Annotated in this window: 9 protein-coding genes; 6 read left to right on the top strand and 3 right to left on the bottom strand. The window is 43.0% G+C overall.

The genetic code is table 11. The features are described 5' to 3' along the window. Positions 1–43: 43 nt before the first annotated feature. From OCU87_RS11590 to fabV, 6 genes are all read left to right on the top strand, one after another. Positions 44–1,369, top strand: a complete 1,326-nt coding sequence (locus OCU87_RS11590; RefSeq protein WP_261858380.1) for an ATP-binding protein — start codon at positions 44–46, stop codon at positions 1,367–1,369. A gap of 19 nt (positions 1,370–1,388) precedes the next feature. Further along, positions 1,389–1,862: a response regulator gene (locus tag OCU87_RS11585; protein ID WP_062690769.1), complete on the top strand. Its 474-nt coding sequence runs from the start codon at positions 1,389–1,391 to the stop codon at positions 1,860–1,862. Between the two features lie 398 nt (positions 1,863–2,260). Next, positions 2,261–2,935, top strand: a complete 675-nt coding sequence (locus tag OCU87_RS11580; protein ID WP_062690770.1) for a TetR/AcrR family transcriptional regulator — start codon at positions 2,261–2,263, stop codon at positions 2,933–2,935. Between the two features lie 62 nt (positions 2,936–2,997). Further along, the gene (locus OCU87_RS11575) at positions 2,998–5,274 is read left to right on the top strand and encodes an acyl-CoA dehydrogenase (RefSeq protein WP_261857197.1); all 2,277 of its coding nucleotides are present in this window, start codon (positions 2,998–3,000) and stop codon (positions 5,272–5,274) included. A 509-nt stretch (positions 5,275–5,783) separates the two neighbouring features. Then, positions 5,784–7,868 carry a methyl-accepting chemotaxis protein gene (locus OCU87_RS11570; RefSeq protein ID WP_261857196.1) on the top strand — a complete coding sequence of 695 codons (2,085 nt, stop codon included), beginning with the start codon at positions 5,784–5,786 and terminating at the stop codon, positions 7,866–7,868. A gap of 322 nt (positions 7,869–8,190) precedes the next feature. After that, complete coding sequence (gene fabV / locus OCU87_RS11565; RefSeq protein ID WP_261857195.1) at positions 8,191–9,393, top strand: enoyl-ACP reductase FabV; 1,203 nt, start codon at positions 8,191–8,193, stop codon at positions 9,391–9,393. Between the two features lie 111 nt (positions 9,394–9,504). On the opposite strand, the gene OCU87_RS11560 is transcribed toward fabV, so the two are convergent. The 3 genes from OCU87_RS11560 to OCU87_RS11550 form a co-directional block, all read right to left on the bottom strand. After that, positions 9,505–10,851 (bottom strand): ATP-binding protein, encoded by a 1,347-nt coding sequence (locus OCU87_RS11560; RefSeq protein ID WP_062690773.1) that lies wholly within the window; start codon positions 10,849–10,851, stop codon positions 9,505–9,507. Further along, the gene (locus OCU87_RS11555; RefSeq protein WP_062690774.1) at positions 10,848–11,522 is read right to left on the bottom strand and encodes a response regulator; all 675 of its coding nucleotides are present in this window, start codon (positions 11,520–11,522) and stop codon (positions 10,848–10,850) included. Before OCU87_RS11555 ends, OCU87_RS11560 begins: the two co-directional genes overlap by 4 nt. A 340-nt stretch (positions 11,523–11,862) precedes the next feature. After that, the gene (locus OCU87_RS11550; protein WP_094958578.1) at positions 11,863–13,545 is read right to left on the bottom strand and encodes an aspartate:alanine antiporter; all 1,683 of its coding nucleotides are present in this window, start codon (positions 13,543–13,545) and stop codon (positions 11,863–11,865) included. Between the last annotated feature and the right edge of the window lie 232 nt (positions 13,546–13,777).

Below are 13,777 nucleotides of genomic sequence, written 5' to 3'. Positions count from 1 at the left end.
GATGAATAACGACATGATAGCTCAAAACGGTGTGCCTAAAGGGATGCATCGTCCAGCTGCGTTACAGCGTATTATTGATGTCTATTTTCAGGAAACAAGTCGCACCAAAACGGTGAAATCCGGTACGCAAGTGCTCAAACAAGATGGCTTTAATGATCGCTTGTATTGGGTGAAAAGTGGTGAGCTTTCGGGGTATTTAAAAGCCGATAAAAACGATCTGACCACCAAAGTCTTCAGCGTTGAGCCTGGGATGTTTTTTGGTGTGCACAGTTTTTTCGCTCAGACCCAGCAAGCTTCAACTACCGTTATTGCCGAGAAAGACAGTGTACTCGCTTGGATTGATTTAACGACACCCGCAGTTGATGTCGAGCAATATGGTTCGCTCAGTGAACAGTTTATGCCTGTTATGGTGCATGAATTAGCTCAGCGACAAATGTTAACTGGACTGCAAGCGATAGAAAAAGAAAAGGCCCTGCAAAAGCTTTATGCTGCCGAGCAAATGACAACGCTTGGTCAGCTTGCTGCAGGTATTGCCCACGAGCTTAATAATGCCGTCGGTGTGCTAAGTAGTAAGACTGAAACTGTTCAAGATGCAATTTGTAAGTTCTTGGAAGAGAACAAACCCCATGTTGCTCCTTTTATAGATTTAGGGATTTGTGAAGGCCAATCCAATACTTCAGCACAAGTTAGGCTACGAGCCAAAGAGCTGCAAGCAAAGTATACCCTTAGCCGAGATCAAGCCCGTCAACTTGCAAGGGCGTTGCCCCAAGGTGATGTACCTGCGTTATGGCTTGATAACATAGATGAAGCGTTACAGTACTGGGATGTCGGGCGAGACTTGCACGACATGCGAATTGCGGCCAAACATGCCGCTAATATTGTGCGTTCAGTGAAACAACTGGGTGGTAGTGATCAAGATTATCAATCCGATGTTGATGTAAACGACACCATTCATAAATCATTGGCGTTATTGCAAAGCAACTTACGTCGGGTGAATGTTGTTTTGCGCCCTGCAGTATTACCCGCCATTACGGCCAGCTCGACTGAACTCGTTCAGGTGTGGGTTAATATCATTAAAAATGCGTGTGATGCCATGGAGCAAACAGACACGCCAACCATCGAAATTATTACGCGTTATTCAAAGAATCGTTTGATGATTACCATTAGCAATAATGGACCAATGATTGACGAAGCGACACGCCGAAAAATATTCCAACCTAACTTCACGACCAAAAAAGGCGGTTTGTCTTTTGGCTTGGGGTTAGGATTGTCGATAGTACAGCGTATTGTTCATAGCTACGGTGGAACGATCGCGTTAAAAAGCGATGTAGATAAAACCAAATTTAGAATCAAACTGCCAATAGTTTAGCAATTTGTAAGGAACGGTTATGGAAAAGTTGAACATCATCTGTGTGGATGACCAAAGGGAAGTATTAAGCGCTGTACTGAAAGATCTCGCACCACTAAATGATTACTTTCATGTGGAGGATTGTGAATCTGCGGATGAAGCGCTAGATCTCATGGATGAACTGGATGCCGAGGGTGAATATATTGCACTTGTGATTTCAGATCATGTTATGCCAGGTAAAACTGGGGTGGAGTTACTGACTGAAATTTCTCAAGATGCCCGTTTTCGTACAACGAAAAAGGTACTATTGACAGGGCAAGCTACGCATCAAGATACCATAGCGGCAATTAACCGAGCGCGAATCGAGAGTTACTTTGAAAAGCCATGGAAAGCCGATGTGCTGCTTACAACGGCACGTTCGCTGATTACAGAGTATGTATTTGATACGGGCTTAGATTACCAACAGTGGACCGATATTCTTGATAATACAGTGGTATTCAGGCGGCTGAGCTAATCACGTGACAGGCACAAGGTATCATCTTGTGTTCAAAACGAAAGAAAGCCTGTTCATAGCAGTGAACAGGCTTTGAAGAATATCTTCTAAGAAAAAGCAGTGGCATTATATAAGACCTGCCAATGTGCAAAATGTTCCCATTATTTCCACAAAATATTTACTCCTTTTATTCCCTTACTGTTTTTACTCATCTCTTTTGGTTCGAATATTCTAGCTACCCCTTCGCAATGCTCTCTACCTCTAAGTTTGAACCTATTGAAGTATCTTATAATCAGCAGTATGTGCATTAGGTATCATTGGAATTGTGAACGCGAGAGCCGATATCAAGTGTTTAATACTTGTTAAAAAACATGATGAGATGTAAAGTTCAAACATGTGTTTAATACAGGTGAATGAAAATGGCAGTGAAAGGAGAAACAAAAGGGCGAATTCTGGATGCCGCTGAACTGCTGTTTGCGGAGCATGGTTTTAATGAAACCTCGTTACGTACTATCACCAGTAAAGCAGGTGTTAATCTCGCATCGGTGAACTATCACTACGGTGATAAGAAAACCCTTATTCGCGCGGTGCTTGATCGCTATTTAGAGCAATTTGTCCCTGTCTTGATAGAAGAGCTTGAATCGCTTCATTCTCGTGATGAAATCACCATGGAAGATGTATTTCATTGCATCAAGCGTCCTTTGGTTCAGCTAGACGATTTTCGCCCATACGGTGCGAGTAATTTCATGTCGTTAATTGGCCGAGGCTATACCGATGTGCAAGGTCATTTACGCTGGTTCATGATTACGCATTATAAAGAAGCCTTAAATTTGTTCACGAGTGCAGTGTGCCGCGCCAACCCCTCTCTGGATCCTGAAACTTTATTTTGGCGTTTGCACTTTACCCTCGGGGCATCAGTATTCACTATGGCGTCGAGTACCGCGCTTCGTCAAATTGCAGAAAATGATTTCGCTCGCAAAGTAACAACCGCAGATCTTATTGATAGCTTGGTGCCATATTTGGCGGCAGGCGTCGCAGCACCTATTGAACAAAGCTTGTTACTTGTGAGTGATGAGCAAAACGGAACTCTGTAATGCCTACATAGATATAACAAAAATAGTCGATTATCGATAAATGAAACAAAAGGACCTGAAAAATGAGCACTTTAACAAATTTGCGTCAACGCTATCTCAGTGAGCCCGCTTTTAAGATGTTTAAGAAAGTGCTACCTCCACTATCGGATACCGAGCGACAAGCGATGGAAGCGGGTAGTGTTTGGTGGGATGGTGAACTCTTTGGCGGTTCCCCTGAGTGGAATACGTTACTGAATTACCCAAAACCTCAGCTCACGGATGAAGAGCAAACATTTATCGACACCAAGCTTGAAACCTTGTTGGCGATGCTAGATGACTACAAAATTGTACAAGAAGACCGAGACTTACCACCAGAAGTGTGGGAATACCTGCGCAAAGAGAAATTCTTATCACTAATTATTGGTAAAGAATATGGTGGGATGGACTTCTCGGCGTTAGCAAACTCTACCATAGTGACTCGAATCGCAACGCGTAGTTTGAGTGCGGCGGTGTGTGTCATGGTACCTAATTCGTTAGGTCCTGGTGAATTGCTCTCACATTACGGTACGCAAGAGCAAAAAGACTATTGGTTACCGCGCCTATCAAATGGTGATGATATTCCATGTTTCGCGCTAACCGGTCCAGAGGCTGGCTCGGATGCTGGCGGTATTCCTGATCAAGGTGTGGTTTGCTACGGTGACTACCAAGGCGAACAAGTGTTGGGTATTCAATTAAACTGGGATAAGCGTTATATCACGCTTGCTCCTGTTTCTACCGTGCTTGGTCTTGCATTTAAGTTGCAAGACCCTGAAGGCTTGTTGGGCGATAAAGCTGACTTAGGTATCACTTGTGCATTGATCCCAACTGACCATCCGGGGGTCGAAGTTGGTATGCGTCATGATCCGCTTAATATGGCCTTCATGAACGGTCCTACACGTGGTAACGATGTATTTATTCCTATGGACTGGATTATCGGCGGCCAAGATTTTGCTGGTCGTGGTTGGCGTATGCTGGTGGAATGCCTGTCTGCTGGTCGTGGTATTTCATTGCCAGCACTCGGCGCTGCGGTAGGGCATATGACGGCTCGTACCACAGGCGCTTACGCATATGTTCGTAAGCAATTTGGCATGTCGATTGGTAATTTTGAAGGTGTTGCTCAGGCAATGGGCCGTATTGGTGGCTTTACTTACATGCTTGAAGCATCTCGCACCTTGACGACAACGTCGCTCGATCAAGGAGAAAAACCGGGCATTGTGACAGCCATTGCTAAGTACCATATGACGGAAATGGCACGTACGATTCTTAATGACTCGATGGATATCCATGCTGGTCGTGCGATCCAAATGGGACCTAAGAATTACCTCGGCCATCATTACTTCGGTATGCCAGTTGCTATCACCGTTGAGGGTGCCAATATCCTTACCCGTAACCTGATGATCTTTGGTCAAGGGGCTACTCGTTGTCATCCCTTTGTCTTGAGTGAAATGGAAGCTGCCGCTAACCCTGATGCAGAGCAAGGGGCAAAAGAATTTGATGCCTTATTAGGTAAACACATCAGCTTTGCGATTGGTAATGTCTCTAAATCCTTGCTGAATGCCTTTACTGGCTCGCGTTTTAATAAAGCGCCAGTTAGTGGTGAAACGGCGGAATACTATCGCCATCTATCTCGAATGAGCCGTGCACTCGCTGTTGCAGCGGACTTCTCTATGTTGAGTCTTGGTGGTGAGCTGAAGCGTAGAGAGTTAGTATCGGCGCGTTTGGGTGATGTGTTGAGTCATCTGTATCTAGCATCAGCAACACTTAAGCGCTTCGAAGATGAAGGCCGTCAGCAAACTGATTTACCGATGGTGCACTATGCGCTTCAGCATTGTTTGCATAAGTGTGGTGTCGCGTTTGATGAGGTAATGAACAACTTCCCGCGTAAAGGGGTTGGTCGTTTATTACGTACTTTATTGTTCCCGTTGGGTATTCGCTACCAAGCGCCAAAAGATGAAGTGACCATTGAAATTGCACAGCTACTTATGACACCAGGAGCGCATCGCGATCGCTTAACCAAATTGTGTTATGTCGGTGAAAAAGATGGCGACCCGATTGCAATTATGGAGCGTGCATTTATTGCACTTCAAGATGTGAAAGATATCGATCGTAAATTGATCAAGGCGATTAAGGCTGGCGATATTCCTCGTAAAGCGACCCTGAGTGAGAAGCTGGAGCTTGCTCTTGCATCAGGGCTTATCACTGAGCACGATGTCGAGAAGATGAACCATGCTGATGCACTTCGCCGCCGTGCCATTTCGGTTGATGATTTTGCATCAGAGGAGTTTACTCGTCTTACACTTGAATCAGGTAAAGCTGCGTAAAGTAGGTTGAGATGAAATACTGAGAATAAAAGCCACGGTATCGTGGCTTTTTTATTAATATTAATAACGTATTTATCAGAGGTGGCGCATAGTATTTAAGTATTATGCAAAATTTAGTCTCGGTAATTAAACGATAGGATTACTATCATCTTTTCATTTGAAGTTGAAATGTAAAAAAATAAACATACCTCGTTATCAATTAATAACAATGTGATTATCTGGTAATAACATTAAATACTCGGCATATGCGTGTAGTTAACGCTTATTAATTTCCACTTGGTATAAGTGGGTCAATATCAGCTCATATTAATTTATATGACAAAAGTGTTTTGTTTGCACTATATCGATATGCTAGCTTTTTTATAAAGAAAAATTCTGCTTTTATTTTATATGCCTCTTTACTGAGGATTTAACTTATTACAGGTTTTTATATTTCCTCTTGAAATAAAAAATACAAATATTTATTCATCAGGGTTATTTGAAAAATAAAAAGTAGCAAAGGGATTTATATGCAATTCTCTAGTATTAAACAACACATAATGTTGTTTGGTGGCGCGAGTTTACTTACCGTTACATTAGCGATGGTGGGTTATAGCCACTTTAGTGGTAAAAGCCTACTTCATGAATTAGATGAGTTAATTTTAACAGACGCTGAAAGTGTTTTAATTGAAAAGCTTAGCCTCTCCGCAGAAGTTGAGGCTCAAAAAATCAATATCATTTTCAATGAAGCAATTGATATATCGGCTAATTATGCTCAGTCATTTAGTGGCAAAGACCCTGAAATGACAAGAGAGGGGTTAATTAACCTTCTTGGTAATACTATCAATAACACTGAAAATATCATTGGCATTTATTCAGCGTGGGAGTTCGATAAATTCAACGGGCAAGCTCGTGATTATATTAATGACAGATATTCTCAACCGAATGGTTCTTTTAGCCCGTATTATAACCGCTCACCATCAGGTGATATTGTATTAGAGGCTTCTTATCCTTATTACAATCATAACTTAAATGCGACAGGAGTACGTGATTCAGAGTGGTATCTATGCCCAATGGAAAAGAAAAGGGCATGTGTTATTGATCCTGCAAGCTACACTATTCAAGGTGTCTCGACGTTAATGAGTTCATTTGTCGCGCCTATTCTGCGTGACGGAGAATTCCTCGGCATGTTTGGGGTTGATTATTCACTCGCATTTTTACAATCATTAGCGAAATCGACTTCATCTAATTTATTAGATGGCCAGTCTCGGGTCGTTATTCTGAGCGCTGCTGAAATGATCAGCGCTGATAGTGCAGAACCTTCTAATATTGGTAAAAAACTATCAGCAACATCACTGAAGAACTTATTAATGTCTCGTCAAGTTGGCGAAACTATAGTGAATGGCAATGATCTGATAGCGACCGCTGGATTCGAAACAAGTGGGACGCAAACACAGTGGCAAGTTATTGTCATCGTCCCTGAAGATATTGCGCTTGCGAATGCACAAGCCATTGTTGATACGGTGATTACCCGATACTCAGATAACCTAACAGGACAAATGGTTGTGGGTTCCATCGCGGGCTTGCTGGGGCTTATTCTAATGTGGTTTGTGTCACTCTCGATTGTTGCGCCTATCAGTGTACTGGTCACAAGAGTGAAAGCGCTAACGCAATCAGGGGGCGATCTTACTCAATTTATTGATATCGATCGTAAGGATGAAACAGGCCAGCTTGCCAAGCACCTAAATACCTTTATTGGCGACGTACGCGGTATTGTCAGTGATATCGCAGGGTCAGTCGGTTCATTGACAGAAAGTGTATCTGCCACCGCCGCTGTAGCATCGCAGGGGCAAACGAATATTCTGGCTCAGCGACAAGAGATTGAACAAGTTGTAACGGCAACCAATGAAATGTCGTCAACGGCTCACAGTGTATCTGATAATGCACAAGAAACTGCGGATGCAGTGACATCGACCCAGCGTTCGGTTAATCAAGGGCAAGATGTGGTTGAAGCGACCGCAAATGGTCTACGCGACTTAGCACAAAACGTTGTTGAAGCAACAGAAGTGATTGAACAACTCGAAGTACAAAGTAATGATATTGGCAGCATCTTAGAGGTGATACGTAATATTTCAGAGCAAACGAATTTGTTGGCACTGAATGCTGCGATTGAAGCCGCTCGTGCTGGTGGGCAAGGACGAGGTTTTGCTGTAGTGGCGGATGAAGTCCGTAATCTAGCCACGAAAACATCTGACTCAACAGATGAGATCCAGCTTATGATTGATGGCTTACGTGGCAGCAGCAAGCAAGCGGTAGCGACGATGCAGAAGAATCGGGAGCTGAGTAACTTGTGTATGTCTCATGCAGAAGATGCGGTTAAAGCCTTAAATGAAGTCAGCGTACAAAGCGGCAAGATCCAAGATATGGCTCATCAAATTGCCAGTGCTGCTGAGGAACAAGCCGCCGTTACGGAGGAAGTGAATCGTAGCATTGTGGCAATCAATGATGCCGCCGAAGAGATCGGAGAAGGGGCTCAACTTTCTCAAGAAGAATGTACGAAGGTTTCTCGCTATACCAATGCGGTTAGTGAAAAAATCAGCCACTTTAAGTTCTAACTTAACGGATTGTGACGATGCAATAGCGCGGTATCGTGATTAGAAAAAGCCGACTCAGCGATGAGTCGGCTTTTCTATACGTGTTATTAGGCGATAATTTAAACAATCTTCATAGGTGAAAAACAGAATTCAACCTGATGGTAAACTGTACGAAGAAGTGTGCATGCCATTAATATTAAGGTGTTGAAAGGCATTTAAAGTGTCAAATGGCTGCGATAACACCTCCAACCACTGTGATTTTTAGCCATTTCGGCTATAAATGTAATGCGAAAAAGTCAGTAACCTTTTATCCTTACTGGCAATTATGTAAGGGAAGTTGAAGATGATCATCAAACCTAGAATTCGTGGATTTATTTGTACAACAACGCACCCAGTGGGTTGTGAAGAAAACGTCAAAGAACAAATTGCTTACACTAAAGCACAAGGTCCAATTGCAAATGCACCTAAGCGTGTCCTTGTTGTGGGGTCTTCAAGTGGTTACGGCCTATCATCCCGCATTGCTGCGGCATTCGGTGGTGGTGCTTCAACGATTGGTGTGTTCTTTGAAAAAGCGGGTACAGAGAAAAAGCCGGGTACAGCAGGTTGGTATAACTCAGCAGCATTCGACAAGCTAGCGAAAGAAGAAGGTCTTTATTCTAAGAGCTTGAATGGCGATGCTTTCTCTCATGAAGCTAAACAAAAAACAATTGATTTGATCAAAGAAGACCTTGGTCAGATTGATATGGTGGTTTACTCGCTAGCATCACCAGTACGTAAAATGCCAGACACAGGTGAAGTGATTCGCTCTACGTTGAAACCTATGGGTGAGACGTACACAGCAACGGCAGTTGATACCAATAAAGACGTATTAATTGAAGCGAGCATTGAACCAGCTACAGAGCAAGAAGTCGCTGATACCGTGACTGTAATGGGTGGCGAAGATTGGGAACTATGGATCAACGCACTATCTGAAGCGGGTGTGCTAGCTGACGGTTGTAAAACGGTTGCTTACAGCTACATCGGTACTGAGATCACTTGGCCAATTTACTGGCATGGTGCGCTAGGTAAAGCGAAGATGGACCTTGATCGTGCAGCGACAGCACTGAATACTAAGTTAGCGACGGCGGGTGGTTCAGCGAACGTAGCCGTGCTTAAGAGTGTTGTAACGCAAGCAAGCTCAGCTATTCCTGTTATGCCACTGTATATCGCAATGGTATTTAAGAAAATGCGTGAAGAAGGCGTACACGAAGGGTGTATGGAACAAATTCACCGCATGTTCACACAACGTCTATACAAAGAAGATGGTACAGCACCAGAAGTGGATGCAGAGAACCGTTTACGCTTAGATGATTGGGAACTACGTGAAGATATTCAAAAGCACTGTCGTGACCTATGGTCTACTGTAACGAACGAAAACTTATTCGACGTTGCTGACTACCAAGAATACAAAGATGATTTCTTGAAGCTATTTGGTTTTGGTATCGATGCTATCGATTACGAAGCTGATGTTGCAACGCTTGTTGAGTTCGATGTTCAAGACATCTAACTTGTTGTTGATTTAGAGATAAGAAAAAACCGCCCCAAATTAAATTGAAGGGCGGTTTTTTTATGCCTGTGATTGGCTGTGTTAAAGCGTACCTAGCTCATGCTTATAGCGCTAGTGTTTAGGCAAACGAATAATAAATGCCGCGCCTTCTAATGATGATTTTTGAACATGAATACGGCCTTGGTAACTGTCGACTAATTCATGACAAACCGATAGACCGATTCCTTGCCCTGGGTTTAGCTGATCAGCACGTACACCGCGTTGGAAAATAGCTTCTCGCATCTGGTCGTTCACACCAGGGCCATCATCTTCAATAATAATGATGTAGTGATCTGCATGCTCTTTCACGCTCACCTGTACCGTACTAATACAGAAACGGTAGGCATTTTCTAATAAGTTACCCAGCAACTCCATTAAGTCATTACGGTTGATCGGCAGCTTCATATTGGGGTTAAACTTATAGACAAGATTAACGTCTTTATCGCCGTAAACTTTGCTTAATAAACGTTGGAAACTATCAAGCGTGGGTTTTAGCTCTGTCATGGTTTTTTGTAGGCCTTGTTGGCCCATCATCGCGCGTTTTAGTTGGTACTGAACCAATTCATCCATTTGGCTGATTTGCTCCATTACGCGCTGATTAAGCATGGCTCGCGTTAGTTCTTTATCATCGAGCAGCGCATTCGTTGCCGCTAAACGGGTTTTCAAGCTGTGTGCTAAATCATCCATCGCATGGCGATAACGGCCCTTTTGATCTTCCGTAATACGGATCAAACGGTTCAATGCCGATGTGACTTCTTGCAGCTCCATTGGGTAATCTTGATCTAAGGCTTCACGCTTTGATTCCGTCATTTGATCAAGCTGGTTTGCCAGTTTTCGTAATGGCTGGAAGCTCCAGTGGAATGCGGCAATCAAAAAGGCAACGGCAATCAGTACAAATAGGCCGAGATAAAATGTGGTGCGCTTATGAAGCTGAGATAAAGCAGAGGCATAATCATCGCCTGAACGTAATACGACAAGACGGAACGTATTACCATCTTCTTTATGCTCTGTACCAAAGTTAGAGACAATGAAGTTTACACCTTCACTGTTTTGAATGAGATTGGGGGCAAATAGCTCATCTGGCACATCTTCACAGATATTAATGAGCTTCGCATCTTTTGCATCATCTGATAACCAAACCGTTTCAGACTTTTGATTACAGAGCACAGACATATAGTCTGTTTCTGATGGGTCGATAGACTGAATCCACTTATCAACGTCTTTAATCAGGCCGGCTCGATTTAGTTGAGCAACGACCATTGGCATTTGTGTGGCTAAGTCAGACGAATAAGCGGCAATATAACTTTGGGTATAAAGTTGGTTGATCACCCCTGCAAGCGCAGAGGTAATTAAAACGATGATGGCAACCGAGGTAACAAGTACTCGGCGGCGCAATCGTGGCTGAATAATATTACTCATTGAGCATGCAGCTCAAAAATATACCCTTGGCCACGAATGGTCGAGATCGGGTTTTCTTGGCCTGCCTTGACGATTTTTTTACGTAAACGACTGATCATGACCTCAATGGTATTTGGATCGCCTTCTTGGTCTTCGTATAGCACATCCAATAAGCGTTGTTTAGAAACAACTTGGCGGCTATGGCGCATCAGGTATTCAAGTAAGTCATATTCAAATGCCGTTAGCTCTAGTGGACTTTCATCAATGAAAACTTGCTTAGCAAGCAGATCCACACGAATTTGTCCTGCTGACATTTCTGGCTTAACAAAACCCGCACTACGGCGAACGAGTGCACTTAAACGTGCCACCATTTCTTCTTTTTGGAATGGTTTTACTAAGTAATCATCAGCACCTGCTTCTAGGCCTGTTACTTTGTCTTGCCAGTTAGAGCGTGCTGTTAAGATCAGGACTGGTAGGCGTAAACCTTGCTTACGCATGTCTTTGATTAAGCTTATACCATCTCTATCAGGTAAACCAATATCCACAATGGCGATATCGTTTGGGTAGTTTTTCGCGAAGAATAAGCCTTCTTCTGCGGTATCGGCACACTGAACTTGATTACCTAATTCGGTAAGCTGGGATTTAAGGTGATGGCTGAGGATTGAATCATCCTCGACGATAAGAATTCGCATAATATGAGTACCCAGATATAAATATATTTCATTGAATATACTGAATAGATGAGAACCTTGCGAATATCAAGATGTTAAATCGTGATTAATTCAAGGTTTTCTGATCCAGCGCCCGAACATAGAGTCTAAATTGCCACTTGTTGCTCATTGGTATAAACGAAAAGATCAGACTTACGCTTAAATGACCATGTGAAATGGGTTGTGTTCGTAGCAGTAGAGTGTAACCAATTTGACTGAATAGAGGCTGACTTTAAGCCGACTCATTTTTGATAAATAATACCGTTAATAAAAAAGCAGCTCTTATAGAAGAGCTGCTTTAAATTATTCAAAATCGAGTCTGTTAACTCAGGATCATGATCAATGTACCAGCGATGGTCAACAGAACGTTGGCAATTGCGTAAGTACCGGCATAGCCCAATGCAGGAATCGTACTACGCGCATGTTCGTTAATCATATCCATGGCTGGCGCGCAGGTGCGAGCACCAATGATTGCACCAAACAATAGGGCGCGGTTCATTTTTAGTACGTAAGCACCGAACAGGTACGCCACCACAACCGGGATGACACTCACCATGATACTAGTAGCAAAAACAGCGAAGCCAATTTCAGACAATGAGTCAAATAAGTTTGAACCCGCGCTTAAGCCAATACCTGCCATGAAAACCATTAACCCGAGGTCTTTAGTCATATTTAGCGCCCCTTGTGGGACATAACCAAAGGTAGGGTGGTTAGCACGTAGGAAACCAAGGGTAATCCCCGCAATCAATAAGCCTGCTGCACTACCTAAACCAAAGGTGATATGGCCAAACGTCATGGTAATACTACCGATCAGCGTACCAATGATGAAGAAACAACAGAAAGCTAAGAGGTCGGCTATTTGGCTGTGAATCGAGATAAAACCGATGCGTTCAGCTAAACCCAATACGCGACTTTTCTCACCGCTGACCTGCAGAATATCGCCCTTATCAAGCAAGATATTATGATCCATTGGCATTTCAATTTGCGCACGTACAACACGATTTAAGAAACAGCCGTATTCTGACAAGTTTAAATCAGATAAGCGTTTACCTGCGATATTGTCATTTTTAACTACTATTTCTTCTTCAACGATACGTAAATCGAGAAGATCACGGTCAAAGACTTCTTTACCATTACGGAAGCTTGGATCCAATCGTGCGTGGCTGTCAGGGTAGCCTACGAGTGCAATTTCATCCCCTTCTTGCAAAATAGCATCACCATCAGGGTTCGCTAGAATGCCATTTCGGCGTACACGTTCGATATAACAACCTGTCTGACGATAAATACCTAGTTCACGTAGGTTTTTACCATCAATCCAGTTAATCAGTTCAGGACCAACACGATAAGCACGAATAATAGGTAAGTAGACTTTACGTTGGCCTACCTCACCAATGCCACGTTCTTTGGCGATTTGTTGTGACGACTCTGCAAGGTTTTGCTTTTGCAATTTCGGCATCAGTTTTGCCAGCATAATTAAGCTAACAAGGCCGACAAGGTACGACATCGCATAACCGACACTGAGGCTATCAACCATTTGTTGAATAGCCGTGCTATCCGTTATGCCTGCCAACCCGCCGTTAAGCGCATCTTTAGCACCTACCAGCACCGGAGTGGCTGTTAGTGAACCGGCCATTAGACCTGTTGCTAAACCGATATCAAGGTTGAGTTGCTCAGCCATGGTCATCGTAATTGCGATGGAAGTCAGCAATACAACCAGAGCTAATAGAAGGTAGTGTTTTCCGTCTCGGAAGAAGATACCGAAGAAGTTAGGACCAGCTTCTATACCGACGCAGAAAATAAACAGCATAAAGCCGATATTTAGCGCTTCTGTATTAAAGGTGAAACCTGCATTACCGAGGAGAAGGGCGGCGAGTAAAACGCCAATAGAATTGCCTAATTGCAAATTAGCGAATCGGATTTTACCGACACTTAAGCCAACAGCAAGAACAACAAAGAGCAACAAAATATCATTTTGGTGAAGCAAAGCTGCAACGTCGATATTCACAACATTTTTTCCGGAACAATAGCACGCGATGAGTGCATGAATTCTAGCTGATTTTAAAGGTGGGTTATAGATTTTAATGAAATTTATTTTTTAATAAATACATTGTTTTTGATTGTTAAAAGTGCTTGAAAAACAGGTACAAGCTACCTGAATAGAAGCACTATGCGAACTGGGTGGTAAATTATTCAACAGGGTGAAAGCGTTACTGAATTTTGTATTGAAAAGGCTTATA

The sequence above is a fragment of the Photobacterium sanguinicancri genome, from assembly GCF_024346675.1.
Classification (GTDB): domain Bacteria; phylum Pseudomonadota; class Gammaproteobacteria; order Enterobacterales; family Vibrionaceae; genus Photobacterium; species Photobacterium sanguinicancri.
Note: the sequence above shows the minus strand (reverse complement) of the source record. Positions and strands in the feature narration are given on the sequence as shown.